A 16,347-nucleotide genomic window follows, 5' to 3' on the forward strand; every position below is an offset into this window, starting at 1 on the left:
GATTATCCGACCTCCTTCTCATCATCCATAGAGAAATCATCAATGCCGAGATAAGCGGTTTTCACCTGTTCATCTTCCACCACTTCTTCTGGCAGGCCTTCAGCAATCTTCTGCCCAAAATCGAGCACCGCAACCCGGTGGGAAATGTCGACCACCACGCCCATATCGTGCTCAATCATCACCACGGTGATGCCATATTGCTCATTGAGTTCGATGATGTAGCGGGCCATGTCCTCTTTTTCTTCGAGGTTCATGCCCGCCATCGGTTCGTCGAGGAGAATAAGTTTTGGTTTGATCGCAATGGCGCGTGCCAATTCCACCCGCTTGCGCAACCCATAGGATAGCGAGCCTGCAGGTTCGTTCCGCACATGCTGAATTTCCAGAAAATCGATAATGTCTTCGATCTCGGCGCGGGCAGCCGCTTCTTCTTTTTGTGCGCCCCCCACCCAATAGAGCATGCCAGTGAGAAAATTGTTCTTCATCATATGGTGGCGCCCCACCAGAATATTGTCGATCACCGACATATGAGAAAACAACGCCAAATTTTGGAAAGTTCGGCCAATGCCGATTTTCGCCCGGTCATTGATAGAGCGCGACAGCAAATCCTTGCCATCAAACAGAATTGAGCCTTCCTGCGGCTTGTAGCGCCCGGAAATACAGTTGAGCATGGATGTCTTGCCCGCACCATTGGGGCCGATCAGTGAGAAAATCTCACCTTCATCAACATGAAACGAAATATCGGTGAGCGCTTTCACGCCCCCAAAACGCAAAGAAATGTCGGTTACATCCAACATCTTTGTTGGTTCTGTCACAATTTTCCTCCCCAAAGGCGCTTGACCTCAAATCAAATTGAGTTTCGTCTATAAGCTCAATCAAGTGCAATGCCTTTACCCAAGTTTTAACCAAGGGGGGTTGCCAGATTATGCCCGAATTGTACGCAATTGTGACAAGTGCGTTTTGCGGGCTGAGGAGGACAGATACGCCATGGGCGATCACGACATCAGCGATAGCCAAGCCGTTGAATTATTGATGCAAATTGAAGCTGGCCTTGATAATATTGATCAGGGCATTTCTGTATTTGATCAGAATTTGGAGCTGGTTTTTGCCAATAAAAGACTGGGTGAATTGCTGGATGTGCCGGAACGGCTTTTGAACCGTGGCACCAAATTTGAAACCCTGATCCGCTACAATTCTGAGCATGGCGAATATGGCCCCGGCGATGTGGAGGAACAGGTGGCGGAGCGGGTGCGCGTGGCGCGGGAATTTCGTGCCCACACCGTGGAGCGGGTGCGGCCGAATGGGCGGGTGATCCGTGTTTCCGGCGCGCCTTTGGCCATGGGCGGCTTTGCCACCATTTACACCGACATCACCCAGCAAAGGCGCTATGAAATTGAGCTGGAAAAACGAATCAATGCGCAAACGCGCGATTTGCGCCGGTCGGAAGAACGGCTGCGCCTGATCGCAAATGAAGTGCCTGCGGGCATCGCTTATCTCGATCAAGACGAGGTGTTCCAGTTCGTCAATCGCCGGTTTGCCCAAAGCTATGGCCAATCGGTGGACGACATTGTGGGGCATAAAAGCCAGGAGATTTTATCGCCGCATATGCATGAAGATTCGGCTCCCTATTTTGCCCGCGCCAAGGCGGGGGAAGCGGTGGAGTTTGATCTTGAATTTGACCATGAAGATGGGCGGAAGCTGGAAATTCGTGTGTTTTTGCGACCCGATTTACGCACCGATCAAACCGTGCGTGGCTTTTATGTGCTGTCGATCAATTTCACCCGCCATCGGCAAGCGGCAGCGGCGCTATCGCAGGCGCAAAAAATGGAAGCGATTGGACGATTGTCCGCCGGGATTTCTCACGATTTCAACAATTTGCTGACGGTGATTTTGGGCAATTTGCGGCCTTTGGCCGAGCAGATGGACGATAAACATTTGCGCGACGAAATGGTGGCCCCGTCCCTACGCGCGGCAAAGCGCGGCGCGGAGCTGACCCGACAATTGCTGGCCGTTGCGCGGCGACAACCGCTGGACCCAAAGGTCGTGAATTTGAACGAAGCGGTGCAAGAGGTGGCCAATTTGCTCAAGCCTTCCCTGCCCGCCACCACGCAATTGCGGCTGGAGCTGCCCGATCAAAAATTGTGGGCCAAGGTGGACCCCGGTGCCCTGGAGAACGCCCTGCTGAATCTGGCGCTGAACGCGCAGGCCGCGATTGAAGATAGTGCCCGCAAAGAAAATGGGTTGATTGAATTACGGCTGGAGACCGATCAAGATCAGCGCATTAAAATTCAGTGTCGCGATAATGGCACGGGCATGAGCCAAGAGGTGCAGAAGCAGATTTTTGATCCGTTCTTTTCCACCAAGGTGCACTCAGGCGGCACCGGGCTAGGACTTTCTATGGCGCAAAGTTTTGCCCAGATGTCGGACGGGGACATTGCCGTGAACAGCGCCATGGATTTGGGGACCGAATTTGAAATTGTGATCCCCTCGGTTGAGCCCCCCACCCAAGCAGAAGCAGCGATGGATGTGCCCAACCTGCCGCATAAGCAAGGGGCGCTGGCGCTATTGGTGGACGACCAGGAAGAAGTGCGCGCGGTGTTGCGACGTGAATTGGTGGGGCTTGGCTATGCAGTGTTAGAAGCGGAAAACGCGGCTGAGGCCATGGAGCTGATGGATGAGGTGAGCGGGATAGAATTGGTGCTTTCTGACATTGCGATGCCCGGCGGCATGAGCGGCATGGAGCTGGGGCACCATGTGCGGGCCAATTTCGGGCATATTGGGCTGATCCTGATGACAGGGCACGCCAATCTGGCCAAAAGCGACTTTGACCAAGGTCTAAACTGCCCCATATTGCGCAAACCGTTTGAGCACAATAGTCTCGCCCGCGCGATCCTCGCCGCTGAGGCACAGGCATCGCCGGCACGGGAGGAGCAAAGCGCCATATGAATCAGAAGCTGATTTATATCTTAGAGGATGATGCAGATGTGCGTGCGCTATATGCCCGCGAGCTGACGGCGCAAAAATTTGCCGTGCGAGCTTTTGACACAATCAAAAGTTTTGACGCGGCGCTGCTGGAGCAAACACCGGACCTGTGCATTTTGGACCTGTCGCTGCCCGATGGCGACGCGCTGATGTTGCTGCGCGATACGGTGGGGCAATTGAACATCCCCACCATTGTGGTGAGCGGGCGCGGCGCGTTGGGCGACCGGGTATTGGGCCTCGATTTTGGCGCCGATGATTATCTGGTGAAACCCGTCAATACGATTGAGTTGGCCGCCCGCGCCCGCAGCCTGTTGCGGCGGGTGGAAAAGGCGCAACCCCGCGCCAATGCGAGCCTTGGCGACAAGCTGAAGTTTGGTGATTGGCAGGTGGATTTTTCCACCTTTGAGCTCAGCTATAAGGACGGCAGCTCCGAGATTTTAAGCGCCGCCGATGCCCGGCTCTTGAAGGCCTTTTTGGGCATGCCGGGCAAAGTGTTGTCGCGCGAACAATTGATGGATCTTTACGATCAGGATGGGGATGGCAGTTTTGACCGCTCCATCGACGCACAGGTCTCGCGCCTCAGGAAAAAGCTGAAAGATACGGCCAAAAACCCCAAGCTGATCCGCACCGTCTATGGCGCGGGCTATATGTTTACCCCGCAGGTGGAGCCGGTTGCCTAAGACGTGCTGGCGGACAGATTGTCCGCTCGATATTCCACTTCGGGAAATTGCTTTGCCGGCGCGTCCAGCATCGGAACCTGAACGCCCTTCAGATGCTTGTCGAAGAATGAGTTCACATAAAGGTTTTCAATCTCGGTTTTGCGCGCGTGCGGCATTTCGCCGAAATAGCCAACAGCCTGAAAGACATTCGAGGCAATCGCTAAATCGGTGAAGCTCGCATGGGCTGTGTCTTGCAATCGAGCGGAATAGACTGGTGCTTTTGATTTATCATGCAAAATGTCGGTCAGTTTATTTTCGATGTGAGTGATGAACATAAAGGGCTTTTCCAGCGCCGGGGCCACCAGGCTGGCGAAAATCATGCCGTCGATATTGATGCCTGCTGCACATCTTTCGTCGACCAGACAAGTTTGAAGGCTGGCATAGCCGCCGGAAGAAAAGCCAAATACGCCAATATTTTGCAGGTCCAGTCGATTCTCAAACGGGTCACCTGCCTGCTTGTTCAGCGCTTCAACTTTATCCAGCACTAGCATCTGGTCCGCCGCCAGCCGGTCAACTTCCTCTTGCTCCAGCGCCACCATTCCGGGGGCAATTTGGGGGATTTGTTCGATGGCATCTAACTGTTTTTTCCGATCATCGCCTTCATATAAATAATGATTGAGTTTGGCCACTTCGGGGATGCTTTCAAACTGACCCATCGGGTCCTCGCCCATGCCATCGGCATATTCCTTGAAGGTGGCGATACGACCGTCGGGCAAGAAGGTGGCGAGGCTGGTATAAGGGTGATTGATCGAAAAGATCACATAGCCTTGGCTGGCCAATTCTTCCATCATGATCGTGCTTTGCTCGGCCATCAGGCCAGAACCATGGCTAAAGATCAGCACAGGTAGTTTTTCATCGCCCGGCTTTAGCTTTGCACCAGACATCGCGTTGGTTTTGACCTGATCCAGGTGCGCGAGAAGAAATGGGGGCAAGGGCAAATTCAATCCCTTGATCATTTCCGCGCTCATCACATCCGACTGTTGCCAATAGGGTTTGCGGGGCGCAGCCGGGTCGGGCACAGCGGGATACCAGACTTTTACCATCAGTTCGCGCACATCGTTTGGATCAGCGGTCATATCTTCCGCTCGATCTTTATCCGCGACGTAAAATTCGCGATAGCCGATGGCATTTGGACCACTGGGCGCAGGCAGCTCAAACATGGGGAACGCCCAGTTGGCCAAAAGGGTCAACCCGATGCCTAGGGGTGCTAGAATATAGGCCATTCGGCGTAGAATTGTCTGCATAAAGTCCGGCGCGAATTTTGAGCCGAGCGCCCAGAGCGCCGCCAGGACGACAGCGACATATACTGGCATAAATTGCCATCGCGCCGCGCCAAGTCCCCAATGCAAAAGAACAACCAGATTCGCCGCTAAAATAAGGCCATAGACCAGATTAGTGGGCATGGAATTGCGCCATATAAGCGCGCCCAATGCCAAAACTGAAAACAGAATTATAGTAATTTCTAAAATAAACACGGGAGTCTCCCCACAAATCAAATGTAAATCGTGGGCAGGCGCCCACAGCAATTAAACGTGGTTTGTTAAATGGGGGAGCGCCGCAACATTACAAGAGCGGCGAGGCAACTATGTGAGGTTGGGCAAGCGATCACGTTTGATGATGCGGCGAAGGGCGAAGCGGGAGCGGATGGAGCGGATGCCGGGGACGCGGGTGAGTTTTTCCTGCAAAAACCGTTCATAGGAGCCCAGATCTGCGGCAACCACACGCATCAAAAAATCCTGACTGCCGGTCATGATGAAACATTCCATGATCTCATCAAAAGTCTGCACTTCTTTTTCAAAAAGCTGCAGCGCTTCGGCGCGTTGATTGTCGAGCTCGACCGAAACGAAAATGGAGATGGGCAGACCCAGCATTTCCTGATTGACCGACGCCGTGTACCCAGTAATCACGCCCCGATCTTCCAGCGATACCACCCGGCGCGCGCAAGGGGTTGGCGACAGGCCGACCTTTTCCGCCAGCTCATTGGTGCGCATGCGCCCTTCTTCCTGCAAAATGGCAACAATCTTACGATCAATAGCGTCGAGCTTCATTTTTTCTCCAAAATCGACATCTATATTGAGATTAATCGCTAATGAGCGTATAGTTCAAGCTGTATTTTAGTGAGAAACTGCGCAAAGCTTGTGCCAATATATGCATAATTGGGGGGAGCTAGGGTTTAAAATAAAGTCAGCATAACTGACCAATCTCCCCAAACCATACAGTACCGCGTTCGGTCATATTGCGCGCGATGCCAGGCACTTTGAGTGCCGGAGGAGATTATCATGTCTGACGATAAAATGCCGGAAGCCACCGGCCCGCTATCCATTTCCATTCCCGAGCCGCCCACACGCCCGGGTGACGCGCCGGACTTCAGCTATATTGAAGTGCCCAAGGCTGGGGCTGTCGACTGCCCCCCTGTGGACACCAAACCCGAAGATATGCGCGACCTGGCCTATTCCATTGTGCGGGTGTTGAGCCGCAAAGGCGAAGCGGTTGGCCCCTGGGCCGAGTTTTTGGGCGATGATCTGAATGATGAAAGCCTGTTGCGCGGCCTGAAAGATATGATGAAAACCCGTGTGTTTGACGCACGGATGCTGACGGCGCAGCGGCAGGGCAAAACCAGTTTTTACACCCAATGTCTGGGTGAAGAGGCGATTGCCACCGGCTTTCAGCGCATGATGCGCAAGGGCGACATGAATTTCCCCACCTATCGACAGCAGGGCCTTCTGATCGCGGATGGGTGCTCGATGTTTGATATGATCTGCCAGATCTATTCCAACGAAAAAGACAATCTGGACGGGCACCAATTGCCGTGCCTGTATTCTTTTAAAGACCATGGCTTTTTCTCCATTTCCGGCAATTTGGGCACCCAATTTGTGCAAGCCGTGGGCTGGGCCATGGGGTCGGCCATTTCCGGCGATGACAAAATCTCCGCTGCATGGATTGGCGATGGCTCCACCGCAGAAACGGACTTTCATTCCGGCATGTTGTTTGCCTCGGTCTATCAGCCACCTGTGGTGTTGAACATTGTGAACAACCAATGGGCCATCTCCTCCTTTAACGGCTTGGCCGGTGGGCGCAATGCCCCCTTTGCCGCCCGTGCCCATGGCTATGGCTTCCCGTCGCTTCGCGTCGATGGCAATGATTATCTTGCCGTATTGGCCGCCTCAAAATGGGCGACCGAGCGGGCGCGGCGCAACCTTGGCCCAACCCTGATTGAATGGGTCACCTATCGCGTGGCCGCCCACTCGACATCAGATGACCCCTCTGCCTATCGCCCGAAAGAAGAGAGCGATGCATGGCCCTTGGGCGATCCGCTGGAGCGGTTGAAGCTGCACCTGATCAAGAAAGGCGCCTGGTCTGAAGAGCGACACACCCAGGCGATGGCTGAAATTGAAAGCGAAGTGATCGCGGTGCAAAAAGAGGCCGAGAAATATGGCACGCTCAATCGCGGCAAAGGCCCCGATCCTGAGAAGATGTTTGAGGGCGTTTATAAAGAAATGCCCGATCATCTGGTCCGTCAACGTTTGGAATTTGAGGCATAGACCATGGCACGCATGACGATGATTGAAGCCATCCGCGATGCGATGGATGTGAAAATGGGCATGGACGAAGATGTGGTCGTGTTCGGTGAAGATGTGGGCTATTTCGGCGGCGTGTTCCGCTGCACCCAGGGCCTGCAGGAAAAATATGGCAGGCATCGCTGCTTTGATGCGCCGATCAATGAAAGCGCCATTGTGGGCGCGGGCATTGGCATGGCGACATATGGCAAGCGACCCTGCATTGAAATTCAGTTCGCGGACTATGTGCTGCCCGCCTATGACCAGATTGTTTCGGAAGCGGCGCGTATTCGACACCGCTCCAACGGGCAGTTCACCGCACCGATTGTGATCCGCATGCCCACGGGCGGCGGTATTTTTGGCGGGCAAACCCACTCGCAAAGCCCTGAAGCGATTTTCACCCATGTGAGCGGGTTGAAAACCCTGATCCCGTCCAACCCGTATGACGCCAAAGGCATGTTGATCGCGGCGATTGAAGATGATGATCCGGTGATCTTTTTGGAGCCGAAGCGGCTTTATAATGGCCCCTTCGATGGTCACCATGAGAATGCGGTGACCTCTTGGGCCAAGCACGAAAAGGGCGAGGTGCCAGAAGGCCATTACACGGTGCCGATTGGCAAAGCCAATGTGGTGGAGACGGGCATGGATGTGACCATTCTGGCCTATGGCACCATGGTTTATGTGGCGCAGGCCGCGGCGCGGGAAAACAATATTGATGCGGAAATCATCGATCTACGTTCGCTGTTGCCGCTGGATTTGGACACGATTGTCAACTCCGTGCAAAAAACCGGCCGCTGCGTGGTGTTGCATGAGGCGACGTTGACCTCCGGCTTTGGCGCTGAATTGACCGCACTGGTGCAGCAGCACTGTTTCAAACATTTGGAAGCGCCGGTGCTGCGGGTTGCGGGGTGGGATACACCTTATCCGCACGCGCAGGAATGGCACTATTTCCCCGGTCCTAAACGAGTTGGCAAGGCGCTGAAACGCGTTGTGGAGGCACAATAATGGGTACGCATATTATCAAACTGCCCGATGTGGGCGAAGGCGTGGCCGAAGCTGAATTGGTGGAATGGCACGTTAAAATTGGCGATGTGGTCAAGGAAGACGAGGTGATCGGCGCGGTGATGACTGACAAGGCCACCGTGGAAATCCCCTCTCCCGTGCAAGGCGAGATCACCTGGCTGGGTGCGGAAGTTGGTGATACGGTCTCTGTAGGGTCGGAGATTGTGAAACTGGCCACCCTTGGTGACGAAGATGACACCAGCGACGCCAAGATTGATCCAACCGAGGACGCGGCGGAAAAGCCTGCTGAAACTGAGGCCGCCACCGCACCGTCAGACGATTTTGGAAAAGGCAGCGGCAAAGGCAGCTATGTGATCAAACTGCCGGATGTCGGTGAAGGTGTGGCTGAAGCTGAACTCGTCGAGTGGAATGTCAAAATCGGCGACATGGTCGCTGAGGATGAGGTGCTGGGCGCGGTGATGACCGACAAAGCCACGGTTGAAATTCCCTCACCGGTTCAAGGCGAAATCACCTGGTTGGGCGCGGAAGTTGGCGACACGGTGTCGGTTGGGTCCGAGATTGTAAAGCTGGCCACATTGCACGGCGAAAGCGGTGCGCATGATGCCGACATTCATGTGATTGAAAAAGACGACACGCCAGAGGCAAAGCCGGGCGCTATGCCCGCCGCGACACCCGAAGCGGACAGCAAGGCCGAAGTTTTGCCGCCGCGCACGTCTGGCGAAAAAGTGTTGGCGGCCCCGGCCGTGCGCAATCGTGCCAAATTCCTCAATCTGGATTTGAGCCAATTTACTGGTACTGGCCCGGAAGGCAGCATCAGCCATGAAGATCTGGACCGCTATTTGCTGAGCCAGCAGGCAAAAGGCGGCGGCGCTGCCGCATCAACGCCTGCTGCGCCCTATGCGGGCACCGGCAATGAACCCACAAAGGATGTAAAAGTGGTGGGCCTGCGTCGCCTGATTGCGGAAAAGATGAGCGTGGCCAATGCCCGCATTCCGCACATCACCTATGTGGAAGAAATTGATGTCACAGAGCTGGAAGGCTTGCGCCAAAGCCTGAATGCACAAAAGGAAGAGGATCAGACCAAGCTGAGCCTGTTGCCGTTTTTGATGAAGAGCATGGTGACAGCCCTTTCTGAGCAGCCCGGTATCAATGCCCACTTTGACGATGACAAGGGCGTGGTGCATCAGTTCGAACATGTGCATATGGGCATCGCGGCACAGACCAATAATGGCTTGATGGTGCCAGTGGTGAAAAATGCGCAAAATCACGGCCTCTGGTCGAGCGCTAAAGAAATCGCGCGCTTGGCACAGGCGGCCAAGGATGGCAGCGCCAAGCGCGAGGAGCTGACCGGTTCGACGATCACGATCACTTCGCTCGGCGCCTTGGGTGGCGTGGTGAACACGCCTGTCATCAACCACCCAGAAGTGGCAATTGTGGGCGTCAATAAAATGATGACCATGCCAAAATGGGATGGCGAAAAGTTCGTGCCGCGCAAGATCATGAATCTGTCGTCAAGCTTCGATCACCGTGTGGTGGATGGGTATGACGCTGCAGTGTTCATCCAGCGGGTGAAATCACTATTGGAAAAGCCATTGATGATCTTTTCTTGAGGCAACTAAGCCGTTGAGTTTAAAAGAAGGCCGCCCATGAGGCGGCCTTTCTATTTAAGATTAATTAACGTAAACGTTTCGTTACCACTCTTGCATTACACTGACGCGTGCATGTGCGGGGGAGAAAGCCTTTATGGTGAGCGCGACAGCAAAAATGAACTCGAACCGAGTCGACGACCAGACCATGGCGGATATTGGCCATCGGGTTGAACGGCTGGGCATTGAGATTGCCGATGTCAACGGTGTGGCCAGCGAGTTGGCCGCCCTTGGTGTGCAGCAAGCGCAGAATATCAGCACGGTTGCCCGCACGTCAAATCAGGTGCTGTCGACCAGCACCAAGATGGCCAATTCGATGGCCGAAGCGGCACAATCTGCTGAGCAGGCACAAGAGATACTCACCGCGAACACCGCCCAAATTCAAAATACGATCACGAAAAATAGTGATCGGATGCAGGAACTGAGTGCCAATAGCCTCAATTTGAAGGAAAGCCTCACAAGTGTTGACGGCAATGTGCAGGAAGTGCGCGTGGCCAGCCGCGCCATTGGCCAGATCGCGCGTGAAACACAACTTTTGTCGCTTAACGCAAGCGTGGAAGCCGCGCGGGCGGGCGATGCGGGCCGCGGTTTTGCAGTGATCGCCGCTTCGGTGAAAACACTTGCCGATCAAATTCAGGGTTTTGCCGACCAGAACGCCCAGAGCCTGGAAGAGTTGGTTGGTGTGCTGAGCGGCTTGCAGGAACGCAGCCAAATCAGCGCTGAGACCGCCACCCAAGCCATTGATGAGACAGCTGCGGCGCAAGAGGCCAGCGCCCAACTCACCAGCCTTTCGCAAAGTGTGTCGAAATTGGTGCACGATATCGATTTGTTGCGCGCTCCGGTGGAGGAGAATATTGCGGCATCCACATCGATCAATGAAGAGCTCAGTAGCCTTGATCAGAGTGTGAAACATTTTGAACGCCAATTGGAGAAGTTGCAGTCGCGTTCAGATTCCATTTTGGATATCTCCGAGGATCTGATGGTGTTTATTGCCCAATCGGGCGTGGAGACTGGCGACACCAAAATCATTCGTCTGGGCGAAAAGGCTGCCCGACGCATCGAAGCGATGATGCAGGATGCCATTCACCAAGGGACATTGCGCCCCCGCGCTGCGTTTGATCGGCAATATAAGCAAATCCCACATACCAACCCGACGCAATATTTTACCGAATATGTGGATTGGACTGATCGGCACTGGCAGCCCATTTTTGAAAAGGTGCAACAGGCAGATCCACGCATTGTGTTCAGCGCGGCTGTTGACGTGAATGGCTATTTGCCGACCCACAATGTGGTCTATTCGCAACCGCAGGGTGATGATCCGGAATGGAATGCGGCCAACTGCCGAAATCGGCGCATTTTTGATGATCGCACAGGTCTGGCGGCTGGACAAAACACCAAACCATTTTTGGTGCAAACCTATCGCCGGGATATGGGCAATGGCGAATTCGTGTTGATGAAAGATGCATCTGTACCGATCTATATTGAAGGGCAACATTGGGGCGGCTTGCGGATCGGATATAAGGTTTAAAACTCGAACAATCTTTTGCCATTTGGTCAAATTATCCACAATTGTTTTCAATGCGCTTGCGCAAAAAACATGAAAACGTCATAATCTCACCCAACGAGGGAATTTGGGTGGGATCACATGACGCAAAAAAGCGCGGAGCATCTGCTTCAGCTTGACGGCATTTCCAAATATTATGGCAGTTTCAAAGCCAATGATCGGATCGACCTTTCGATCATGCCGGGCGAAATTCATGCGCTCCTGGGCGAAAATGGCGCCGGCAAATCAACTTTGGTGAAAATGCTCTATGGCAGCCTGCAGCCAGACGAGGGCCAAATATTGTGGCAGGGCCAAAAGGTCAATATTGCCAACCCAGCAGAAGCCCGCACCCTGGGCATTGGCATGGTTTTCCAGCATTTTTCTCTTTTTGACGCGCTAACGGTGGCAGAAAATATCGCCCTCGCGATGCCGAAAGATCAAAAACTCTCTGACATTTCCAAGCGGCTCGAAGCCGTATCGCAAGAATATGGGCTGCCGCTTAAGGCGGGTGCGCGCATTCACGATTTGTCGGTGGGCGAACGGCAGCGGGTGGAAATTGTGCGTTGCTTGCTGCAAGAACCAAAATTGTTGATCTTGGACGAACCGACCTCGGTGCTCACCCCGCAGGAATCGGAAGATTTGTTCAAAGTGTTGCGGCGGCTTTCTGATGAAGGCACTGCCATTCTTTATATTTCTCACAAATTGGCCGAAGTGCAGGCACTTTGCCAGAACGCAACGATTTTGCGCCATGGCGAAGTGGTGGCCGACTGCATCCCCGCAAATGAAACGCCGTTAAGTTTGGCGAAGATGATGGTGGGTGATGACATTCATGAGATTGCCCCACGGGCCACAGGCAGCGACGACGCCAAAGTAATATTGAAAGTGACTGGGCTTTCGGCCACCGGCCTTACAGGCTTTGAAACCAGCTTGAAGGACGTCAATTTTAGTGTCCGTACCGGCGAAATCGCCGGCATTGCCGGCATTGCGGGGAATGGGCAGAACGAACTATTTGCCGTGCTTTCCGGTGAACGGACCACAGCACCCGATATGGTGCAAATTGATGGTGAACCAGTTGGTGGCTTGTCGATTTTGCAGCGACGCAAAAAGGGCGCCATGTTTGTCTCTGAGGAACGGCTGGGCCATGCCGCTGTGCCGGAAATGAGCCTTTCTGACAATGTGGTGCTGACCCGCCATGGGCTTGAGGATGATTTGCAAACCGGGCCGTTTGTGCGCCATGGCACCGCGCGCAAGCTCAAAGATAAAATCACCGAAATGTTTGATGTGCGCAAAGGCAATGATGATCCGCCTGCCATGTCGCTCTCAGGTGGCAATTTGCAGAAATTTGTGCTCGGACGTGAAGTAATGGCTGGGGCAAAATTGGTGATCGTGAACCAGCCGACATGGGGTGTAGACGCCGGTTCTGCGGCGCAGTTGCGGCAAAACCTGATCGACCTCGCGGCCACTGGCGCGGCCATTTTGGTGATCTCACAAGATCTGGACGAACTGTTTGAGATTTCTGACCGTCTGGCCACCATGGCCGCGGGCGAGTTATCTCCTTTTGTCCCGACAGCAAAAACCAACCGCAATGAAGTTGGTTTGAAAATGACAGGCGTATTTGCGCCAGCGGAAGGGGCACATTGATGCGATTGGAACTGATTAAACGCAGCGCCCCTGCCCCCGCCATGCGCTTTTTGTCGCCATTGTTGGGGCTGGTTTTGGCGGTGATCGCCGGGGCAATTATGTTTTCGGCGTTGGGCAAAGCACCAGACCGGGCGCTATATGCCTTCTTTATCGAACCTGTTTCCGAGATGTGGAGCGTGCATGAGCTTTTGATCAAAGCCGCGCCATTGATTTTGATGGGGGCGGGACTTTGCATCTGCTTCCAATCGAACAATTGGAATATCGGCGCCGAGGGGCAAATGATTGTCGGTGCAATTTTTGGCGCCGCGCTGCCGATCTTACTCCCGGATGTGCAGAACTTTTTAATCCTGCCTTTGATGCTGATTTTCGGCATTTTGGGCGGCATGCTTTATGGCTTTATTCCGGCTTTGTTGAAGGCCAAGTTTAAGACCAATGAAATCCTCACCAGCTTGATGCTGGTTTATGTGGCCCAAATGTTGCTCGATTGGATCGTGCGCGGCCCTTGGCGGAACCCGGAAGGATTGAACTTTCCAGAATCGCGTCGCTTTCATGAATGGGCCCGTATCCCGGAAATGTTCCCAGCAGATGGCCGCGCCAATTGGGGCTTTGTCATTGCCGTTGTGGTCGCCATTGCCTTGGGTGTGATGTTGGCGAAAAGCCTTAAAGGCTTTGAGGTGAAGGTGATCGGCACCAGCCCGAAAGCGGCGCAATTTGCGGGATTTGATTCCAAAAAGATGATCTTTTTTGCCTTTTTGCTGGCCGGTGGCTGTGCGGGGCTGGCGGGTATAATTGAAGTGGCCGGAGCCACCGGGCAATTGCGTCCCACGGTTTCACCCGGCTATGGCTTTACTGCCATCATTGTTGCCTATTTGGGGCGGCTAAACCCGATTGGCGCAATTGTAGCCGGGCTGGTCCTCGCCCTCACCTATTTGGGCGGCGAAGCGGCGCAGATCAGCCTTGGGCTTTCAGATAAGATCGCCCGGGTGTTCCAAGGCCTTATCCTGTTTTTCGTGCTCGCTTGCGACACGCTCATTCTTTATAAAATCCGCCTCAGTTTTGGCGCTGCAACTAAGGGAGCCGCATAATGGGCATGACAGAAGCCATTTTGTTGACCATTGCCACCGCGGCAACCCCGCTTTTGATCGCCGCCATTGGCGAATTGGTGGTGGAACGCTCCGGCGTATTGAACCTTGGTGTTGAAGGCATGATGGTGATGGGGGCCGTGGGCGGCTTTGTCATTGCCAACCTTACGGGCAACCCTTGGATTGGCATACTTGCCGCGATCGCGTTGGGTGCCCTCACTTCGCTGCTATTTGGTTTTCTCACGCTGACATTGGCCGCAAACCAAGTTGCGACAGGCTTGTCGCTGACGATTTTGGGTTTGGGTGTATCCAGCTTGATGGGCGAAAAGTTTGTCGGCCAAGCCGGAGAAAAAATGGGCAATTTAGACATCCCCATTTTGACAGATATTCCCCTTGTTGGCCCTGTTATTTTTGGACAGGACCCCATTTTTTACCTCTCAATCCTGCTGGTTGTGGCGGTAAGCTGGTTTCTGTTTCGCACCCGCGCCGGGCTGACACTTCGTTCGATTGGCAATAACCACCATTCAGCCCACGCCTTGGGCATTCCTGTGTTGCGTTATCGCTATTTGGCTGTGATGTTTGGTGGGGCCTGTGCGGGTTTGGCTGGCGGACATTTGTCGCTGGTTTACACACCACAATGGGTGGAAAACATGACTGCTGGCCGTGGCTGGATTGCCCTGGCGCTTGTGGTGTTCGCCTCTTGGCGACCAGCACGGGTTTTGGCTGGCGCATATTTGTTTGGTGCGGTATCTATTGGACAATTACACGCGCAAGCGTTGGGAATTGCAGTGCCCTCACAATTGCTCACGGCTTTGCCGTTTTTGGCAACTATTGTGGTGCTGGTGCTGATTTCACAGAATGTTCGGGCGACATTGATCAACACGCCCGCAATGCTTGGTCGGCCGTTTGTGCCCGACCGTTAAACAAAAAGATTTCGGCATGTTGCCGGGTCAAACATTGGAGGTAGAGATGAAGAAACTGCTGATTGGACTTGCTGGCGTTGCCGCAATGTCGCTTGGCATGGCGGCTTCTGCACTTGCAGAAGATCCCATGAAAGTGTGCTTTGTGTATGTTGGCTCAAAAACTGATGGCGGCTGGACACAGGCGCACGATATTGGCCGCCAAGAATTGCAAGCGCATTTTGGTGACAAAATCGAAACTCCGTTCATTGAGAACGTGGCTGAAGGCCCTCAGGCAGAAGGCGTTATCGAACGGTTTGCCCGCTCTGGCTGTGAAATGATCTTCACCACCAGCTTTGGCTTTATGGATCAAACCATGGCTGTTGCGGAGCGCTTTCCAGACGTGAAGTTTGAGCACGCCACTGGCTATAAAACAGCTGAAAACGTGACCAGCTACAATTCACGCTTCTATCAAGGCCGCTATATTCTTGGTCAGATCGCAGCAGAAGTGAGCGAAAAGGGCGTGGCAGGCTATATTGCGTCATTCCCAATTCCAGAAGTTGTGCAAGGCATCAACGCCTTTACACTGGGTGCCCAGAGTGTGAACCCAGATTTCAAACTGAAAGTGGTTTGGGTGAACTCATGGTTTGACGCCGGTAAAGAAGCCGATGCGGCCAAAGCCTTGATCGACCAAGGCGTTGACATTTTGACCCAGCACACTGACTCCACTGCACCAATGCAAGTGGCAGCAGAGCGTGGCATCAAAGCGTTCGGTCAGGCTTCTGACATGATTGCAGCCGGCCCAGAAACACAATTGACTGCGATTGTGGACACTTGGGGTGCCTACTACATCAAGCGCGTGCAAGACGTGATGGATGGCACATGGGAAAGCCAGTCAACCTGGGATGGTTTGGCAGAAGGCATTCTTGAAATGGCGCCATACACCAACATGCCAGACGATGTGAAAGCCATGGCGGAAGCCACAGAGGCTGCCATTGTTTCAGGTGAGTTGAAGCCATTCACTGGCCCTGTGAACAAGCAAGACGGTTCTGTTTGGCTTGAAGAAGGCGAAGTGGCCGAAGATGGCGTATTGCTTGGCCTCAACTTCTATGTTGAAGGCGTTGATGATCAATTGCCGCAATAAGGGCTGAATAGCTTTTTATGATTTGAGGGCGGGTCGTATGATCCGCCCTTTTCTATTGGTGCTGAAACCGCTATAATATTTGACCAAAAGATAAAAATAGAACGCTGGGGGAAT

13 protein-coding genes are annotated in these 16,347 nt (G+C 53.7%); 10 read left to right on the top strand and 3 right to left on the bottom strand.

Features of this window, described 5'->3' with window-relative positions:
* Nucleotides 1–2: 2 nt before the first annotated feature.
* Nucleotides 3–794 (bottom strand): ABC transporter ATP-binding protein, encoded by a 792-nt coding sequence (locus G549_RS0114720; RefSeq protein WP_051213904.1) that lies wholly within the window; start codon nt 792–794, stop codon nt 3–5.
* A 190-nt stretch (nt 795–984) separates the two neighbouring features.
* Here G549_RS0114720 and G549_RS20540 point away from each other — a divergent pair, with 190 nt between their 5' ends.
* Together G549_RS20540 and G549_RS0114730 are read left to right on the top strand one after the other, a co-directional pair.
* On the top strand, nt 985–2,943 hold the full coding sequence (locus tag G549_RS20540; RefSeq protein ID WP_051213907.1) for a hybrid sensor histidine kinase/response regulator: 1,959 nt from the start codon (nt 985–987) through the stop codon (nt 2,941–2,943).
* Complete coding sequence (locus tag G549_RS0114730) at nt 2,940–3,659, top strand: winged helix-turn-helix domain-containing protein (protein WP_036223010.1); 720 nt, start codon at nt 2,940–2,942, stop codon at nt 3,657–3,659. The genes G549_RS20540 and G549_RS0114730 overlap by 4 nt, the downstream gene beginning before the upstream one ends.
* Here the strand turns inward: G549_RS0114730 and G549_RS0114735 are convergent.
* Nucleotides 3,656–5,173, bottom strand: coding sequence for an alpha/beta hydrolase family protein (locus tag G549_RS0114735; protein WP_027835665.1), 1,518 nt, complete (start codon nt 5,171–5,173; stop codon nt 3,656–3,658). The genes G549_RS0114730 and G549_RS0114735 overlap by 4 nt on opposite strands.
* A gap of 108 nt (nt 5,174–5,281) precedes the next feature.
* Nucleotides 5,282–5,746: an Lrp/AsnC family transcriptional regulator gene (locus G549_RS0114740; protein ID WP_027835666.1), complete on the bottom strand. Its 465-nt coding sequence runs from the start codon at nt 5,744–5,746 to the stop codon at nt 5,282–5,284.
* 231 nt (nt 5,747–5,977) lie between these two features.
* Between G549_RS0114740 and G549_RS0114745 the strand changes: the two genes are divergently transcribed.
* The 8 genes from G549_RS0114745 (at nt 5,978) to G549_RS0114780 (ending at nt 16,233) form a co-directional block, all read left to right on the top strand.
* A complete protein-coding gene (locus tag G549_RS0114745) occupies nt 5,978–7,240 on the top strand; it encodes a 3-methyl-2-oxobutanoate dehydrogenase (2-methylpropanoyl-transferring) subunit alpha (RefSeq protein WP_169449663.1) in 1,263 nt (420 codons plus the stop codon).
* A 3-nt stretch (nt 7,241–7,243) separates the two neighbouring features.
* The gene (locus tag G549_RS0114750; protein WP_027835668.1) at nt 7,244–8,260 is read left to right on the top strand and encodes an alpha-ketoacid dehydrogenase subunit beta; all 1,017 of its coding nucleotides are present in this window, start codon (nt 7,244–7,246) and stop codon (nt 8,258–8,260) included.
* Complete coding sequence (locus G549_RS0114755; RefSeq protein WP_084634203.1) at nt 8,260–9,888, top strand: 2-oxo acid dehydrogenase subunit E2; 1,629 nt, start codon at nt 8,260–8,262, stop codon at nt 9,886–9,888. The genes G549_RS0114750 and G549_RS0114755 overlap by 1 nt, the downstream gene beginning before the upstream one ends.
* Before the next feature lie 154 nt (nt 9,889–10,042).
* Entirely contained in the window at nt 10,043–11,452 is a 1,410-nt protein-coding gene (locus G549_RS20545) for a methyl-accepting chemotaxis protein (protein WP_169449664.1), read from the top strand.
* A gap of 117 nt (nt 11,453–11,569) precedes the next feature.
* Nucleotides 11,570–13,108, top strand: a complete 1,539-nt coding sequence (locus G549_RS0114765) for an ABC transporter ATP-binding protein (protein ID WP_027835670.1) — start codon at nt 11,570–11,572, stop codon at nt 13,106–13,108.
* Complete coding sequence (locus G549_RS0114770) at nt 13,108–14,193, top strand: ABC transporter permease (RefSeq protein WP_027835671.1); 1,086 nt, start codon at nt 13,108–13,110, stop codon at nt 14,191–14,193. The genes G549_RS0114765 and G549_RS0114770 overlap by 1 nt, the downstream gene beginning before the upstream one ends.
* Nucleotides 14,193–15,113, top strand: coding sequence for an ABC transporter permease (locus G549_RS0114775; RefSeq protein ID WP_027835672.1), 921 nt, complete (start codon nt 14,193–14,195; stop codon nt 15,111–15,113). Before G549_RS0114770 ends, G549_RS0114775 begins: the two co-directional genes overlap by 1 nt.
* Before the next feature lie 46 nt (nt 15,114–15,159).
* Nucleotides 15,160–16,233 carry a BMP family ABC transporter substrate-binding protein gene (locus G549_RS0114780; RefSeq protein WP_027835673.1) on the top strand — a complete coding sequence of 358 codons (1,074 nt, stop codon included), beginning with the start codon at nt 15,160–15,162 and terminating at the stop codon, nt 16,231–16,233.
* Nucleotides 16,234–16,347 lie beyond the last annotated feature (114 nt).

The sequence above is a fragment of the Maritalea myrionectae DSM 19524 genome (genome assembly GCF_000423365.1).
Classification (GTDB): domain Bacteria; phylum Pseudomonadota; class Alphaproteobacteria; order Rhizobiales; family Devosiaceae; genus Maritalea; species Maritalea myrionectae.

Bases quoted from the DNA above. Each gene is read 5' to 3' on its own strand.
- G549_RS0114720 (WP_051213904.1), bottom strand. From the start codon at position 794: ATGTTGGATGTAACCGACATTTCTTTGCGTTTTGGGGGCGTGAAAGCG.
- G549_RS20540 (WP_051213907.1), top strand. From the start codon at position 985: ATGGGCGATCACGACATCAGCGATAGCCAAGCCGTTGAATTATTGATG.
- G549_RS0114730 (WP_036223010.1), top strand. From the start codon at position 2,940: ATGAATCAGAAGCTGATTTATATCTTAGAGGATGATGCAGATGTGCGT.
- G549_RS0114740 (WP_027835666.1), bottom strand. From the start codon at position 5,746: ATGAAGCTCGACGCTATTGATCGTAAGATTGTTGCCATTTTGCAGGAA.
- G549_RS0114745 (WP_169449663.1), top strand. From the start codon at position 5,978: ATGTCTGACGATAAAATGCCGGAAGCCACCGGCCCGCTATCCATTTCC.
- G549_RS0114750 (WP_027835668.1), top strand. From the start codon at position 7,244: ATGGCACGCATGACGATGATTGAAGCCATCCGCGATGCGATGGATGTG.
- G549_RS0114755 (WP_084634203.1), top strand. From the start codon at position 8,260: ATGGGTACGCATATTATCAAACTGCCCGATGTGGGCGAAGGCGTGGCC.
- G549_RS20545 (WP_169449664.1), top strand. From the start codon at position 10,043: ATGAACTCGAACCGAGTCGACGACCAGACCATGGCGGATATTGGCCAT.
- G549_RS0114765 (WP_027835670.1), top strand. From the start codon at position 11,570: ATGACGCAAAAAAGCGCGGAGCATCTGCTTCAGCTTGACGGCATTTCC.
- G549_RS0114770 (WP_027835671.1), top strand. From the start codon at position 13,108: ATGCGATTGGAACTGATTAAACGCAGCGCCCCTGCCCCCGCCATGCGC.
- G549_RS0114775 (WP_027835672.1), top strand. From the start codon at position 14,193: ATGGGCATGACAGAAGCCATTTTGTTGACCATTGCCACCGCGGCAACC.
- G549_RS0114780 (WP_027835673.1), top strand. From the start codon at position 15,160: ATGAAGAAACTGCTGATTGGACTTGCTGGCGTTGCCGCAATGTCGCTT.